The following is a 15,525-nucleotide window of genomic DNA, read 5'->3' as shown; positions in this document are numbered from 1 at the left end:
GTCAGACCCCATTGATCCGATGACTCGTTGGATCGTGCCGCAGCCCGCCCGGTTTCCCGCAAGGATGTTCCAGAAGATGCCCACCCTGCTGCTCGTCGACGGCTCCAGCTATCTCTATCGCGCCTTCCATGCGCTGCCCGACCTGCGCAACTCGCACGGCGAGCCGACGGGCGCGATCCGGGGGGTGCTGTCGATGCTAAGGCGGCTGGAAAGCGACTACAAGGCAGAATTTCGCGCCTGCGTCTTCGACGCCAAGGGCAAGACCTTCCGCGACGACTGGTATCCCGAATACAAGTCGCACCGCCCGCCGATGCCCGACGACCTGCGCGCGCAGATCGCGCCGCTGCACGAGGCGGTGGTGGCCGAAGGCTGGCCGCTGCTGTCGGTCGAGGGCGTGGAGGCTGACGACGTCATCGGCACGCTCACCCGCCAGGCGCTCGAGCGTGGCTGGGAGGTGGTGATCTCGACCGGCGACAAGGACCTCACGCAGCTCGTGCGCCCGGGTGTGAGGTGGGTCAACACGATGAACGAGGAGGTACTCGACGAGGCCGGCGTCGAGGCCAAGTTCGGCGTGCCGCCCGAGCGCATCGTCGACTACCTGGCGCTGGTCGGCGACACGGTGGACAACGTGCCGGGCGTGGAGAAGTGCGGGCCCAAGACCGCGGTGAAGTGGCTCACCGAATACGGCACGCTCGACAACCTGGTCGCCAATGCCGACAAGGTGGGCGGAAAGGTGGGCGAGAACCTGCGCCGGCATCTGGATTTCCTGCCGCTGGGCCGCAAGCTGGTGACGGTGGCGACCGACGTCGAGCTGCCGGTGGGGCTGGACGAACTGCCGGCGCGCGACGACGACAAGGCGGCGCTGCGCGCGCTGTACGAGCGCTTCGAGTTCAACTCGTGGCTGAAGGATCTGGATGGCGGCGCGGAGAGCGTGGCCGCATCCAAGGCTGCGGCCGAGACGCGGCGCTTCGACGGCCAGGGCGATCAATGGGGTCAGACCCCATTGATCGCCGGATCAGGATCAAAGGGGTCTGACCCCATTGATCCGGTGTATGTGACCATCCTCGACTGGCCCAGCTTCGACGACTGGCTGGAGAAGATCTCCGCCGCCGCGCTCACCGCCTTCGACACCGAAACGACCAGCCTCGACCCGATGGCGGCGAAGCTGGTGGGGATGTCGTTCTCGGTCGAACCGGGCGAGGCGGCCTACCTGCCGCTGGCGCACCGCAATCCGGACGCGCCGGCGCAGTTGCCCTTGAGCGAGGTGCTGGAGAGGCTCAAGCCCTGGCTGGAGTCCGACAAGCATGCCAAGCTCGGCCAGAACCTCAAGTACGACGCCCACGTGCTCGCCAACCATGGCATCCGGCTCGCCGGCATCGCGCACGACACGCTGCTCGAGTCCTACGTGCTGGAGTCCGACCGCCCGCACGACATGGACTCGCTCGCCAAGCGCCACCTCGGCCTCACGACCATCACCTACACCGATGTCTGCGGCAAGGGCGCCAAGCAGATCGGCTTCGACGAGGTCGCCATCGAGCGCGCCACCGAGTACGCCGCCGAGGACGCCGACGTCACCCTGCGCCTGCACCGCCACCTGTGGCCCCAGCTCGAGGCCGTGCCGCAGCTCGAAGCGCTGTACCGCGACATCGAGATGCCGGTGCTCGCCGTGTTGCAGCGCATGGAGCGTACCGGCGTGCTGATCGACCCCTTCCTGCTCAGCCAGCACTCCGAGGAGCTCGGCCGCCGCCTGCACGCGCTCGAGCGCGAGGCGCAGGATCTCGCCGGCCAGCCCTTCAACCTCGGTTCGCCCAAGCAGCTCGGCGAGATCCTGTTCGGCAAGCTCGGCCTGCCGGTGGTCAAGAAGACCGCCACCGGCCAGCCCTCCACCGACGAGGAGGTGCTGGAAAAGCTCGCCGAGGACTACCCTTTACCGAAGCTGCTGCTCGAGCACCGCGGCCTCGCCAAGTTGAAGAGCACCTACGCCGACAAGCTGCCGCGCATGGTCGATCCGAAGACCGGCCGGGTGCACACCAGCTTCTCGCAGGCCACCGCGGTCACCGGCCGGCTGTCGAGCTCCGAACCCAACCTGCAGAACATCCCGATCCGCACCCCCGAAGGCCGCCGCATCCGCGCCGCCTTCATCGCCCCGCGCGACCACCTGATCGTCTCGGCTGACTACTCGCAGATCGAGCTCCGCATCATGGCCCACCTGTCGGACGACGCCCGCCTGCTCGAGGCCTTCGCCCACGGCGAGGACGTGCATCGCGCCACCGCCGGCGAGGTCTTCGGCGTGGCGCCGGCCGAGGTCACGAGCGAGCAGCGCCGCTACGCCAAGGTCATCAACTTCGGCCTCATCTACGGCATGAGCGCGCACGGCCTGGCGAAGAACCTCGGCATCGAGCGCGCCGCCGCGCAGAGCTGGATCGACCGCTACTTCGCCCGCTACCCCGGCGTCGCCGAGTACATGGACCGCACCCGTGCCGAGGCGCGCGAGCAGGGCTTCGTCGAGACCGTGTTCGGCCGCCGCCTCTACCTGCCCGACATCCGCGCCAGCCAGGCCGGTCGCCGCCAGGCCGCCGAGCGCGCGGCGATCAACGCGCCGATGCAGGGCACGGCCGCCGACCTGATCAAGAAGGCGATGATCGCCACCGACGCCTGGCTGGCCTCCTCCGGCCTCGAGTCGAAGCTGGTGCTGCAGGTGCACGACGAACTGGTGCTGGAAGTGCCCAGGGCCGAGCTCGACACCATCCGCGAACAGCTGCCGAAGCTGATGGGCGGCGTGGCCGAGCTGAAGGTGCCGCTGCTGGTCGAAGTCGGCGCCGGCGACAACTGGGACGAGGCGCACTGATGACCGCGCCGACGCTCGCGGAGAAGCCTGCCGCCAGCAGCATGAAGGTGTACATGCGCCTGCTCGGCTACACGCGGCCCTTCCTCGGCTACTTCGCGCTCAGCATCCTCGGCTTTGCGATCGCCGGCGCCTGCAAGGCCGGGCTGGCGAGCGTGCTCAAGTACTTCATCGACGGCCTTGCCGCGCCCGACGCGCCGATCGCCACCGGCCTGCCCTGGCTCGACGCGCTCGACCTCATCTTCGCCATCCCGCTGATGATCGTGGTCATCGCGCTGATCGAGGGCCTCGGCACCTTCCTCGGCAACTACGGCATCTCGCGGGTCTCGCTCGGGCTCATCCACGACCTGCGCACCCAGCTCTTCGGCAGCTTCCTGGTGCTGCCCAACCGCTTCTACGACGCCAACAACTCCGGCCACCTCGTCTCCAAGCTCACCTACAACGTGTCGATGGTGACCGATGCCGCCACCGACGCGGTCAAGATCCTGTTCCGCGAGGGCCTCACCGTCGTCGCCCTGCTCAGCTATCTGCTGTGGATGAACTGGCGCCTGACGCTGACCCTCCTCGTGGTGCTGCCGGCGATCGCCTGGCTGGTGTCGAACGCCAGCCGCAAGTTCCGCCGCCTGTCGAAGAACATCCAGACCTCGATGGGCGAGGTTACCCATGTCGCTTCCGAGACCATCCAGGGCTACCGCGTGGTGCGCAGCTTCGGCGGCGAGGGCTACGAGCGCTCGCGCTTCGTCACCGCCAGCACGGACAACACCAAGCGCCAGCTGAAGATGGTGCGCACGCAGGAGACCTTCTCGGCGCTGATGCACCTGATCGTGTATTCGTCGATGGGCCTGCTGCTCTTCACCGTGCTCAAGGTGCGCGGCGACGCTTCCGCGGGCGACGTGGTCGCCTACATCACCGCCGCCGGCCTCCTGCCGCGCGCGATCCAGCTGCTGGGCGGCGTCAGCGCGCGCATCCAGCGTGGCGTCGCGGCGGCCGACAGCATCTTCGAGCAGCTCGACGAGGCGCCCGAGCCCGACACCGGCACGGTTGAGCGCGCGCGCGTCGCTGGCCGCGTCGAAGCCCAGGGGCTGGGCTTCGGCTATCCCGGCGCCAAAGGGCGCGCGCTGCAGGACATCGACTTCAAGGCCGAGCCGGGGCAGATGATCGCGCTCGTCGGTAAGTCGGGCAGCGGCAAATCCACGCTGGCCAACCTCATTCCGCGCTTCTACCAGCATGACGAAGGCCGCCTACTGGTCGACGGCGTCGCGGTCGAGGACTACACGCTCGCCAACCTGCGCCACCACATCGCGCTGGTGACCCAGCAGGTCACGCTGTTCAACGGCACGGTGGCCGAGAACATCGCCTACGGCGAACTCGCCGGCACCAGCCGCGAAGAGATCATCGCCGCCGCCGAGGCTGCCAACGCCCGCGAGTTCATCGACCGCCTGCCGCAGGGCTTCGATACCGAGATCGGCGAGAACGGCGTGCTGCTCTCCGGTGGCCAGCGCCAGCGCCTGGCCATCGCGCGCGCGCTGCTGAAGAACGCGCCGATCCTGATCCTGGACGAGGCGACCTCGGCGCTGGACACCGAGTCGGAGCGGCTGATCCAGGCGGCGATCGAGCGGCTGATGGCAGGGCGGACGACGATCGTCATCGCCCACCGGCTATCGACGATCGAGAAGGCGGATCAGATCCTGGTGATGGAGGCGGGGCGGATCGTGGAGCGGGGGACGCATGCGGAGCTGGTGGCGCGCGGTGGGGTGTATGCGCGGCTGCAGGCGATGGGGGAGGAGCCGGATGTCTCACGCGGTCCTCCGGTAGATCCTTCGTAACTGTGTCAATTCGCTGATAAACGTTGGCTTGGCGTGGGCCTCGCGAGCAGATTCAAGACCTGACCCCAGCAACTCATTTGCTCGGTGCCCGCACACTCAAATCGCCCAGTTCGCCAGCTGCAGCGCTTCCACGCGCTCAAACTCACGCAGATTATTGGACACCAGCGTCAGCCCCTCGCTGCGTGCGTGCGCCGCGATGTGCAGGTCGTTGACACCGATTGTCTGGCCCCGGGATTCCAGCTTGGCGCGGATGCTCCCATAGTGCATTGCGGCCTTGGGCCCGTAAGGCAGCACTTCCAGCCGGCTGCAGAAATCCTCGACTGCGGCCAGTGAGCGCGTGGGCGCGTTGCTCTTTTCAGCGCCGTGCATCAACTCCGCGAGGGTGATCGACGAGATCGCCATATGGCCGGCGTTTTCGTTGAACAAGGCCAGCGCCGAAAGCGGCCGGCGCTTGATCACGTAGATCACGATGTTGGTGTCGAGCAGATAGCGCAGCATCAAAGCGCCTCGCGTTCCTGCTGTTCCTGGCTGGCGCGGGTCTCCATGAAGTCGTCGGCAACCTGGGGGCCGTCGATGAAGAAGGAGTCCCAGGTATGGCCCACCGGCGCGATGATTCGCTCCACGCCACGTGCGCGGATATCCACCCGTTTCACATCGGGGGGCAGGCGCATGTCGGCTGGCAGGCGCACGGCCTGGCTGCGGTTGTTGGTAAAGACGGTGCTCGCGGTCATGAGACACTCCTTGGGAAGGTGGGATACGGCAAAAGTATATCCCACTGCTGGAGGAGCTAATCTAGTGCCGCGCCGGCTCATACTCCGTCACCCACCGCTTCAGCCCCATCCTCACCTCTTCATCCGCCACCGGCCCCGGCTGTGCCAGCCACTGCTCCAGCTCTTCGAGGAACGTCCCATTCACCGGCCTCGAGCGCGCGATGCGCAGCTTGGGGTGCGGCGTCTCGCGCGTCTCCTCCGCATCCGCCAGCAGCTCCTCGTAAAGCTTCTCGCCCGGCCGCAGCCCGGTGAACTCGATGCGGATCTCGTCTTCCGTATAGCCCGACAGCCGGATCATGTTGCGTGCGAGGTCGACGATCTTCACCGGCTCGCCCATATCCAGCACGAACACCTCGCCCCCTTGGCCCATCGCCGCGGCCTGCAGCACCAACTGCGCCGCCTCGGGGATGGACATGAAGTAGCGGTTGATGTCCGGGTGCGTCACCGTCACCGGCCCGCCGCGGGCGATCTGTTCGGCGAACTTGGGGATCACGCTGCCGGTGCTGCCCAGCACGTTGCCGAAGCGCACCATCTCGATCTGCGTGCTGGCCGTGCCCGAGCTGTGCAGTGCCTCGCAGGCCATCTCGGCCAGGCGCTTGGTGGCGCCCATCACGTTGGTGGGGTTCACCGCCTTGTCGGTGGAGATCAGCACGAAGCGCTCGGCCCCGAAGCGCTGCGCGTGCGCCGCCACCAGCAGGGTGCCGAGCACGTTGTTGCGCACCGCCTGCCAGGCGTTGGCCACTTCCATCAGCGGCACGTGCTTGTAGGCGGCGGCGTGGAAGACGAGCTGCGGCTTCCAGGTGGCGAAGATCTCCTCCAGCCGCGCCGCGTCCTTCACGTCGCCGGCCAGCGGCTCGATCTGCGTCTCGGGCTTGTGCACGCGGAACCACTGCTCGATGTTGTACAGCGCGAACTCGCTCGCCTCCACCAGCACCAGCCGCGCCGGGGCGAAGCGGGCCAGCTGGCGACAGAGCTCGCTGCCGATCGAGCCGCCGGCGCCGGTGATCAGCACGGTCTTGGCGGTAATCATGTGGTGGACGTGTGCGGTGTCGATGTGCACAGAGTCTCGGCCCAGCAAGTCCTCAATGTCGACCGGACGCATGGCGTTGATCGCCACGTTGCCGTTCATGAGGTCTTCGATGCCCGGCACGGTGAACACATGCGCACCCGCACGTACCGCGAGATCGGTCGCATGCTTCAGGGCGTCCGACGCCGCTGACGGCATTGCGAGAATGACGTGGTTAGCGCGGTACTCCTTAAGCACGGCCGGCAGAGTGTGAATGCCGCCCGCAACGGGGTGGCCATTCAGCTCAAGACCCCACTTATCGCGATTGTCATCGACCATCGCCACGACACGCCAGTCGGGGTTTCGCTCGAGTTCCCGGACCAGCATGGCCCCGCCTCTGCCTGCGCCGACCACAATCACCGGCTTGCCTGCCGCGACCAAATCGCCGTACAGGCGGTGCTCCTTCCACATGCGCCAGGCCGCGCGCCCGCCGCCCATGATCATCAATAACAGCATCGGGTAAAGCACGATCATCGACCGCGGTAGCGCGGGGGCGCCGCGGTCGAGTGCGATCAGAATGGTCAGCGCGAGCGCGGAGAGGGCTATGGCCTTCAGGACCCGCTTCAGGTCGGGCAGGCTGGCAAACACCCACATGCCGCGGTAAAGACCCGCGATCCGGCATCCGATGGCATGTACGAACAAGAGCATCGCGCCAGCGACCAGCAGCTTGCTCTCGTAATGCGCCGGCCATTCCAAGTTGAAGCGCAGCAGGAAACCTCCAACCCACGCGGCGATGGCGGCCAGAAGGTCGAACAGAAAAACGAGCGTCGATCGCGCGTGGCGAGTGATCATGAAGAACGTGAGGGTCTCAGGAACGAATCCGGTCGCCGGCCCCCTTGCCGGTCACCGTCAGGAGGATGTAGCGGAAATAGGCCGCCGTGTTCAGGGAGCGCAGCATGCGCGCATCCGTCTCGGCCAGCAACTTCGGTGTTGACATGTCGATATCATTAACCTGCGCCAGGCCGGTAATGCCCGGACGCGCATCGAAGACGCCGCGCCGCGCACGCTCCTCGATCAGCTCGTGCTGGTTGAATAGGCACGGCCGCGGCCCGACCAGGCTCATCTCTCCCTTCAACACGTTCCACAGCTGAGGTAACTCGTCGAGCTTCGTGCGGCGCAAGAAACGACCGAAGGGGGTGATGGCGCTGGCGCTTGCAAGGTGCGTGGCGACCGATGCTGTCCCGGGACGCATTGTGCGGAACTTTATCAACGTGAAGGGTTGCTGAAAGCGCCCCACACGTTGCTGGCGAAACATGGGCGAGCCCGTCTCCACCTTACCAACGAATGCGATCAGCAGCAGTAGAGGCCATCCCAGTGCCAGGCCCAACGAGGAAAATAGAATATCGAGAATGCGGATCATCGAACTACCAACCTTCCCGTAAGTAGTGTCATGTGAGCGATAATATGCCCCATGAAATGCAAACGACCTTCCGACGGCCGCGCCCTCGATCATCACACCTTGCAGGTGATGCGGCAGCAGGCTGTCAAAGCGGTGCGTGAGGGGCAGACGGTGCAAAGCGTCGCGGCGGCGTATGGCGTGAATGAGCGCAGCGTTTTCCGGTGGCTCGCCGACTTTGCCAATGGCGGGCAGAACGCATTGCTGGCCAAGCCGATTCCGGGGCGCCCCAGCAAACTCAGCGCCGAGGAGTTGTCGTGGATCGCCAATGCCGTTTGTGACCACAACCCGCAGCAGTTCAAGTTCGAGTTCGGCTTGTGGACGCTGTCGCTGATCCGTCACCTGATCAAGCGCCAGTTCAAGAAGGAACTGTCGGTCTCCTCGGTCCACCGTCTCATGAAGATCCTGGGCTTCAGCGCCCAGAAGCCGCTCTACCAGGCGTGGCAGCAAGACCCGGTGCTGGTGCGCACGTGGGAGACGGAGACCTACCCCACGATCCGCGCCGAAGCCAAGCGGGTCGGCGCAACGATCTACTTTGGCGACGAGTCGGGTGTCCGCTCGGACTACCACACCGGCACGACCTGGGCGCCGCAGGGCCAGACGCCGGTGGTGCAGGCGACGGGCCGGCGCTTCTCGCTGAACATGATCTCGGCGGTCAGCACGCAGGGCGAGTTTCGATTCATGCTGCATGAAGGCTCGGTTGGCGCGAAGGTGTTCGTCGAGTTCCTCAAGCGCTTGATGGTCAATGCCGAGAAGCCGGTGTTTCTGATCGTCGATGGTCATCCGATCCACAAGGCAAAGATGGTCAAGAGCTACGTCGAGGGCTTGGACGGCAAGCTCAAACTCTTCTACCTGCCGCCGTACTCGCCGCATCTGAACCCCCAGGGTTCGACACTTAACCCCGATTTTCGCGCCTTTTCGGAAAGTGACTCCAGTTCCGGCGCGGGTTTGAAGGCCATGATCGCAAAAGTGCTGTGGTGGCACGTTTGTAACAGCCACCGCCAAACTTGACGGCACTTTGTAGGTCGCTAAAGTGGCGGCATGCACGTCAAGCTCACCACCTCCGGAGGCCGCCGCTACGTCCAACTCGTCGAGTCCTATCGCGACGAGGCGGGACGAGTGAAGAAGCGCACCGTCGCCACGCTCGGCCGCGCCGAACAGGTCGATGGGTCGCTCGACGCGGTCATCAACGGCCTGCTGAAGATCACCGGTCGCGAACCGATGGGCGCCAAGCCGCCGGCGCCCACGGTGTCGTTCGAGTCCGCGCGGGCACTCGGTAACGTGTGGGCGCTGACCGAGCTGTGGAAGTCGCTGGGCTTCTCGGAGCTGCGGCGGGTATTTCGCCGTACGCGCCGCACCACGGACGTGGAAGCGCTGATCCGGCTGATGGTGCTCAACCGCCTGTGCGACCCTGAATCCAAACTCGGCGTGCTGCGCTGGGTGCAGACGGTGGCGCTGCCCGACTTCGGGCCGAAGGCGGTCACGCACCAGCAGTTGCTGCGCAGCCTCGATGCGCTGATGGATCATCAGGACGAGGTCGATGCGGTGGTCGCCGGGCTGCTTCGCCCGCTGATCGATCAGGATCTCTCGGTGGTCTTCTACGACCTCACGACGATCCGAAGCGAAGGACTCAGCCAGCAGGCCGGCGACGTGCGCCAGTACGGCATGGCCAAGGAGGGGCTGATTGCCCGCCAGTTCATGCTGGGTGTGGTGCAGACCGCCGAAGGGCTGCCGATCTACCACGAGGTGTTCGACGGCAACACGGCCGAGACGCGCACCCTGCTGCCCACGCTCACCCAGGTGCTCGAGCGCTTCCCGTCGGTGCAGCGCCTGGTGCTGGTGGCCGACCGGGGGCTGCTCAGCCTGGACAATCTCGAAGCGCTGAAGGCCGTGCGCTTGGCCAGCGGCAAGCCGCTCGAATTCATCGTCGCCGTGCCCGGTCGGCGCTACAACGAGTTCATCGAGCTGCTCGAACCCTTCCACGAAGCGCAGTGCGCTGGCGCCACGCAGGAGGTCATCTCGGAGCACACCTGGAACGACCTTCGGTTGGTGGTCGCGCACGATCCCGCGACGGCCGCAACCAAGACCGAGCAGCGCAATGAGCGTGTCGACGCGCTGATCCGCCAGGCGGACCAATGGTCGGGCAAGCTCACCGAGCAGGATGAAGGCGTGAAGCACCGAGGGCGCAAGCTCTCGGACAGCGGCGCCAAGGCGCGCTTCTACCACGCGGTCAGCGAAGCGCACCTGTCGCGCATCATCAAGGTGGATCTGAGCGAGGAGCTCTTCAGCTACCACATCGACGACAAGGCGAAGCGTCTTGCCGAAATGATGGACGGCAAGCTGCTGCTGGTCACCAACGCCGAGGGCCTCGCCGCGCAGAGCGTGATTCAGCGTTACAAGTCGCTCGCCGATATCGAGCGCGGTTTCAAGGTGCTCAAGTCCGAGATCGAGATCGGCCCGGTGTATCACCGCCTGCCCGAGCGGATCCGCGCGCACGCGTCGATCTGCTTCATGGCGCTGATCCTTCACCGGGTGATGCGCAGTCGCCTGAAGGCGGCCAATGCGGGCTACACGCCCGAGCGGGCGCTCGAGCAACTGCAGCGCATCCAGCATCACCGCGTGCGCCTGAACGGCGGCGAGCCGGTGGCGGGGGTGTCGACGCTCAGCACGGAACAGAACGAGGTGCTTCATGCATTGGGGATAGAAAAACCAGCGGCGCCGGAGCAGTTGGCGCTGTTGTAGTGGCATTTTTGAAAGTGCGATCTAGCAAAAACAAGCACTTGCGAGCGTAACTGTCGAACTCGGGCGGCCCGTCGCCTGCACCACCGGCGTCTGGCCCTGCGGCGCCCAGGTCGTGCCGGTGTGGTAGTCCGAGCGGATACCCGACTCGTCGCCAAAGTAGATCGTTGCGCCGACCCGCTTGGCTTCGGCGCGGATCGTGGGGTAGGTCTCCGTCTCCCACGTGCGCACCAGCACCGGGTCTTGCTGCCACGCCTGGTAGAGCGGCTTCTGGGCGCTGAAGCCCAGGATCTTCATGAGACGGTGGACCGAGGAGACCGACAGTTCCTTCTTGAACTGGCGCTTGATCAGGTGACGGATCAGCGACAGCGTCCACAAGCCGAACTCGAACTTGAACTGCTGCGGGTTGTGGTCACAAACGGCATTGGCGATCCACGACAACTCCTCGGCGCTGAGTTTGCTGGGGCGCCCCGGAATCGGCTTGGCCAGCAATGCGTTCTGCCCGCCATTGGCAAAGTCGGCGAGCCACCGGAAAACGCTGCGCTCATTCACGCCATACGCCGCCGCGACGCTTTGCACCGTCTGCCCCTCACGCACCGCTTTGACAGCCTGCTGCCGCATCACCTGCAAGGTGTGATGATCGAGGGCGCGGCCGTCGGAAGGTCGTTTGCATTTCATGGGGCATATTATCGCTCACATGACACTACTTACGGGAAGGTTGGTAATACCAGCACTCTTGCGATGCAGGTCTACCAATGAGTCGTGGTCGGTCTCTGTACATTTACACAGAGACGCTCAACGCCTACTGCGGTGAAATCGCCATCGTCATCGCGTCAGCGGGACGCACCGGCGGCGTCCAACCAATCAGGTTGCGAGCGGAAGTCCAATCGACGAGCATCGGGCGGGTCAGACTGTCCATGGCCCGCCTCACACCAGGCGCTTTTTCGAGCACATGAAGCCACGGAACTGGTACCGCAATATTGATCGCTCGGTTTCCGAGAATCAGCGAAATCTCCCGGATCAACTCTGATGTGCTGTAATCGGAGCCATCGCCAAGCACGAATAGCCCGCTAGGGCGGTTCATTTCGCTGCATTGAAGGAGGAAATCGACCAAATTGTTCACAAAAATGAAGGATCGTCGAGCATGCGCGGCACCAAAAGGCAGAGGAATGCCACTAGTCACTAAACGGTAGAGACGCGCAAAGTTGCCAGGGCATCCTGCACCGTAGACCATTGGAGGCCGCACGACGGTCAGACGGTCTTTATCGGATCTGAATCGCGCCACGAGCTCATGGTCCGCCCTCAACTTTGACTCGGCATAAGGTGTCATCGGAGATGGCTTCGACATCTCTGTAATTGGTTGGGCGCTCCAGTTCCCGTAGACTCCCAACGAACTGAGATGAATCATTCGACCGACCCGTCCATCCAGCACGCAAGCAGCAAGCTCCAATGGCAGCCGCCGATTGGCGAAGTCGAAGTCGGCGATCGTTCCGCGTACATGTGCTGTTCCGGCCGCATTGATGAGCGCATCAGCCGAACTGCCGATCAGGTCTTTAGCTTCGTCGATAGATGCTTGCTCACCATACGGTGCCAGTGTCTCGCTCCTGCGCCGTAATAACATCAGGACTTGATGACCGTGCTCGACGGCAAGATGCACCAACGAACGTCCGATGTAGCCGGAAGCTCCAGCAATGATGAGTTTCATGTGCCTTCCCTGGGGGGGACGTCGAGCAACTCCAGGTAACGAGCAGCGAGCGCATCGTAACTGTGCCTTGCGATCACATACTCGTACCCGCGGTCACCCATGGCCACACGTTCAGTTATTGGCATTTCTGAAAAACTGGCGAGTGCCTCTGAAATTCCGGGGATGTCTCCGGGAGAAACGGAAAATCCTGCATCGCACTCCGCCACTGGATTGTTTCCAGCATCGATCGCAAACAATACGGGCAGCCGCGCCAGCATATAGTCGAACAGCTTGTTCGGGCTGACGCCAAAACGGAAAAGCGGCTCTGGGCGTAAGGAAATGTAGCCAACCTGACAGGCTTCCAGCAGCGTGGGAATCTCTCGCTTCGGGATCTGGTCAAAAATGGCGACTCGATCCGACAGCCCCTTCGAAACAACTGAAGCTGCGATCGCGGAGCTTCTTTCCCCTCGTCCGACGACAATTGCGACGACACGCTGTTCCCCGCGTTGGTGTAGCAAATCAATTGCTTCAATCAACGATTCGACGTGGTTCGGCGCTCCCAATGCACCCGCATAGACGACGACCAGTCGGCCGTCGGCACGCCACCTTAGCGCTCGCGTCAGAGCCTCGCCGCTCGAGCCTCCGACCCGCGGTGCATGAGTGTCGACGCCGTTGGGGATGTAGTGCCAACGTTCAGGAGCCAGCCCTCGTTCGGCCATATGAGACAAGGTTTCAGGAAGCAGTGAGACGACTGCGTCTGCATGTGTGTATGCGTATCGCTCCAGTCTTTCCGTTACAAGCACGAGTGGATGGCTGGGCCGTACGCCTGCGAGTTCCGTAAGGCTAAGAGGCCACAAATCACGTACTTCAAAAACCGAACGGGCGCCCAGGCGGCGCGCGACACGATGACTGGTGGCGAATACGTACGGATGCGGTGAAGAGGCCACGACCATCGATGGGCGACCGTATCGTCGTGCTAGGCGATCAGCATGAAAGGGTAGCAACGCAGCAAGCGAAGCCATGTTCAGGATTCGTCCGGCACGGTTGCCCTGATACGCGGGGGTTGGGAGAAACTCATACGGCACGCCTTCGATGTCATGGCTACCCCGAAGCGCACCTGGAGAGTCCATCAAATGATGAAAGCCGGCCGTGATGACCATGGGGTTCGCCCTCTGATGCTGCCAGGCGCGAGACAGTTCATATGGGCGGTTGTAACGACCAACCCCGGGGCCTCCGGCATAAGGATGGATGTACCAGATGTTCGGCGCGCTCAAGATGCAGAAACCTTGAATCGATTCAGCCAATGCGCAAGCGTACCGAGCCGGAAGACGAGGGACTGACCGATCTCCCGCCCCGATGGAGAAGCAGTGCGCCAGACGTGCAAGGCGGCTCGCAAGTCGACCCAACGGTCCAGGGTTGATGCGGAATCGAGACAAACCGCTTCGATATGCTCGCCTAGCGCACCATTCATCCAACGAGATTGGGGCGTAACAAATCCCATCTTGTCTCGCCGATCGAGCACTGCGTCGGGCACGATGCCGCGCAGACCGGCCCGCAGCACAGCCTTTGTTTGCCCGGCACGAAGTTTGTGCTCGACTGGAAGCCTGATCGCAAACTCCACCAAGCGATAGTCCAGAAAGGGGACACGGCTCTCGACTGACCAGGCCATGGAGTTACGGTCCTCGTAACGCAAGAGGCTTGGTACGCTGTAGCGATTGAGATCGAGCAATTGCCGCTGCCGTATGTCCGGCGTCGCGCCTAGTGAGACCGCACTCGTCGTGCTCAGGGCGTGCGTGGTCGGTCGCAGCAAACGCTCCATATCAAAGCTGTGTCGGCGAAGAACACGCGGGAGATAACGCGACCCTTCATGCCAGCGCCAGTATCCGCGATCACCTTTCAGCAATAATGCGAGTACTTCCCTAGACGCGTCGATGACACGTCCCTGCCGCAACAGCGACATTACGTAGAAGGCGTAGAATTTTCTATAGCCGCCCAGGATCTCGTCGGCCCCTTGGCCGTCGAGCAGTACGGGGATCCCTGCTTCGCGAGCCTGTCGCATGATCAGCCATTGGGCATACAGGCTGGCAGACGAGAAGGGTTCTTCCTGGTGCCAGACAAGTTGCGCGAAATCCGAGATCAATCCTGCTTCGGTCGGCTCGGACATGTGCCCCGAGGCACCCACGGCATCGATGACACGTTGTGCCCATGGCCCCTCGTCGAATTCGGGCTCAGGGAATCGCGCAGTAAACGTATGGAGAGATCCCTTCGTCATCCTCGCCATTAGCGAGACGATGCTTGACGAATCCAGTCCCCCGGAAAGGCACGCGCCGACAGGAACGTCACTACGCATGCGCAACGCTACTGCTGACGTGATCAACTCCCGAAAGGTATCGCAGGCCTGTTCGAAAGAAGCTAAGTTTTCCGCAGGCGCAGAGAGGCCTAGCTGCCAGTATGCCTTGGGCGAAACCGTGAGGTCCTGCGGTGAAACGACCGCATAGCAACCGGATGGGAAGGCAACGATGCCATCGAAGAACGTGTGATTGGAGGTATTGACGGTCCCGTGAACAAGATAATCGTAGATGGCTTGGTCATTCGTCTTGATGGGTAGAGTGCCGGCCGCGAGCAAGCCTTTAATTTCGGACGAAAACCAGAGTGATCCGTTCTGGGTGCAGAAATGAAGTGGCTTGACGCCAAAGCGATCGCGAGAGAGAACGAGGCATTGCTCGACGCTATCCCAGATGGCCAAGGCCCACATTCCGTTGAACCGCGAAAAACAATCCGCACCCCATACGGAATAGGCTGCAAGGATCACTTCCGTGTCCGATTCAGACCGAAAGGTGCAACCTCGTCTTCGGAGTTCCTCACGCAGTTCGCGATAATTGTAGACTTCGCCGTTGTATGTGATCCAGTATCTGCCCCCGTCATAGCTCATCGGCTGATGACCACTGTCCGTGCAATCAATGATCGAAAGACGCCGATGCCCCAAGGCAAGGCGGCCGATGGATGCGTTGGACAGGTCTGGCTGCTCGCGCCAGAGGCCTGCATTTCCTTTGTCATCGAACAACACGTGACCGGCCCCGTCCGGGCCGCGATGAGCTTGCACGGCCGTCATCGCGAAGATCGAGCGCAGATCACGAACATTCCTGGATACCAGCCCAGCAATTCCGCACATCAGAATGCCCCCGCGTTTCGACCGATC

Annotated in this window: 10 protein-coding genes and 2 pseudogenes; 4 read left to right on the top strand and 8 right to left on the bottom strand. The window is 63.5% G+C overall.

From position 1 onward, the window contains the following. Positions 1-76: 76 nt before the first annotated feature. The gene (gene polA / locus AAG895_RS17515; RefSeq protein ID WP_345793252.1) at positions 77-2,848 is read left to right on the top strand and encodes a DNA polymerase I; all 2,772 of its coding nucleotides are present in this window, start codon (positions 77-79) and stop codon (positions 2,846-2,848) included. Further along, positions 2,848-4,671, top strand: a complete 1,824-nt coding sequence (gene msbA, locus AAG895_RS17510; RefSeq protein ID WP_345793251.1) for a lipid A export permease/ATP-binding protein MsbA — start codon at positions 2,848-2,850, stop codon at positions 4,669-4,671. Before polA ends, msbA begins: the two co-directional genes overlap by 1 nt. Before the next feature lie 96 nt (positions 4,672-4,767). Here msbA and vapC read toward each other — a convergent pair whose 3' ends face one another. The 4 genes from vapC to AAG895_RS17490 form a co-directional block, all read right to left on the bottom strand. Beyond that, the gene (gene vapC / locus AAG895_RS17505; RefSeq protein ID WP_345793250.1) at positions 4,768-5,169 is read right to left on the bottom strand and encodes a tRNA(fMet)-specific endonuclease VapC; all 402 of its coding nucleotides are present in this window, start codon (positions 5,167-5,169) and stop codon (positions 4,768-4,770) included. Then, positions 5,169-5,402, bottom strand: coding sequence for a type II toxin-antitoxin system VapB family antitoxin (gene vapB / locus AAG895_RS17500; protein WP_345793249.1), 234 nt, complete (start codon positions 5,400-5,402; stop codon positions 5,169-5,171). The genes vapC and vapB overlap by 1 nt, the downstream gene beginning before the upstream one ends. Positions 5,403-5,463: 61 nt before the next feature. Next, entirely contained in the window at positions 5,464-7,299 is a 1,836-nt protein-coding gene (locus tag AAG895_RS17495) for a nucleoside-diphosphate sugar epimerase/dehydratase (protein WP_345793248.1), read from the bottom strand. A gap of 16 nt (positions 7,300-7,315) precedes the next feature. Next, positions 7,316-7,867, bottom strand: a complete 552-nt coding sequence (locus AAG895_RS17490) for a sugar transferase (protein WP_345793247.1) — start codon at positions 7,865-7,867, stop codon at positions 7,316-7,318. Between the two features lie 51 nt (positions 7,868-7,918). Between AAG895_RS17490 and AAG895_RS17485 the strand changes: the two are divergent. Next, positions 7,919-8,785 (top strand): annotated as a pseudogene (locus tag AAG895_RS17485) (IS630 family transposase); the annotation flags it as partial. A 159-nt stretch (positions 8,786-8,944) separates the two neighbouring features. Then, positions 8,945-10,645, top strand: a complete 1,701-nt coding sequence (locus AAG895_RS17480) for an IS1634 family transposase (RefSeq protein WP_345791802.1) — start codon at positions 8,945-8,947, stop codon at positions 10,643-10,645. 8 nt (positions 10,646-10,653) lie between these two features. Here AAG895_RS17480 and AAG895_RS17475 read toward each other — a convergent pair. The 4 genes and pseudogenes from AAG895_RS17475 to asnB all read right to left on the bottom strand — a co-directional run. Next, positions 10,654-11,320: pseudogene (locus tag AAG895_RS17475) on the bottom strand (IS630 family transposase); the annotation flags it as partial. 124 nt (positions 11,321-11,444) lie between these two features. After that, positions 11,445-12,347 (bottom strand): NAD-dependent epimerase/dehydratase family protein, encoded by a 903-nt coding sequence (locus AAG895_RS17470; protein ID WP_345793246.1) that lies wholly within the window; start codon positions 12,345-12,347, stop codon positions 11,445-11,447. After that, positions 12,344-13,486: a glycosyltransferase family 4 protein gene (locus tag AAG895_RS17465; protein ID WP_345793245.1), complete on the bottom strand. Its 1,143-nt coding sequence runs from the start codon at positions 13,484-13,486 to the stop codon at positions 12,344-12,346. The genes AAG895_RS17470 and AAG895_RS17465 overlap by 4 nt, the downstream gene beginning before the upstream one ends. Positions 13,487-13,596: 110 nt before the next feature. Further along, the gene (asnB, locus tag AAG895_RS17460) at positions 13,597-15,498 is read right to left on the bottom strand and encodes an asparagine synthase (glutamine-hydrolyzing) (RefSeq protein WP_345793244.1); all 1,902 of its coding nucleotides are present in this window, start codon (positions 15,496-15,498) and stop codon (positions 13,597-13,599) included. Between the last annotated feature and the right edge of the window lie 27 nt (positions 15,499-15,525).

Origin of the sequence: Thauera sp. JM12B12, from assembly GCF_039614725.1 — a bacterium.
Taxonomy (GTDB): domain Bacteria; phylum Pseudomonadota; class Gammaproteobacteria; order Burkholderiales; family Rhodocyclaceae; genus Thauera.
The sequence above is the reverse complement of the archived record's forward strand: the minus strand, read 5'-3'. Positions and strand labels throughout refer to the sequence as shown.

Bases quoted from the DNA above. Each gene is read 5' to 3' on its own strand.
- polA (WP_345793252.1), top strand. From the start codon at position 77: ATGCCCACCCTGCTGCTCGTCGACGGCTCCAGCTATCTCTATCGCGCC.
- msbA (WP_345793251.1), top strand. From the start codon at position 2,848: ATGACCGCGCCGACGCTCGCGGAGAAGCCTGCCGCCAGCAGCATGAAG.
- vapC (WP_345793250.1), bottom strand. From the start codon at position 5,169: ATGCTGCGCTATCTGCTCGACACCAACATCGTGATCTACGTGATCAAG.
- vapB (WP_345793249.1), bottom strand. From the start codon at position 5,402: ATGACCGCGAGCACCGTCTTTACCAACAACCGCAGCCAGGCCGTGCGC.
- AAG895_RS17495 (WP_345793248.1), bottom strand. From the start codon at position 7,299: ATGATCACTCGCCACGCGCGATCGACGCTCGTTTTTCTGTTCGACCTT.
- AAG895_RS17490 (WP_345793247.1), bottom strand. From the start codon at position 7,867: ATGATCCGCATTCTCGATATTCTATTTTCCTCGTTGGGCCTGGCACTG.
- AAG895_RS17480 (WP_345791802.1), top strand. From the start codon at position 8,945: ATGCACGTCAAGCTCACCACCTCCGGAGGCCGCCGCTACGTCCAACTC.
- AAG895_RS17470 (WP_345793246.1), bottom strand. From the start codon at position 12,347: ATGAAACTCATCATTGCTGGAGCTTCCGGCTACATCGGACGTTCGTTG.
- AAG895_RS17465 (WP_345793245.1), bottom strand. From the start codon at position 13,486: ATGGTCATCACGGCCGGCTTTCATCATTTGATGGACTCTCCAGGTGCG.
- asnB (WP_345793244.1), bottom strand. From the start codon at position 15,498: ATGTGCGGAATTGCTGGGCTGGTATCCAGGAATGTTCGTGATCTGCGC.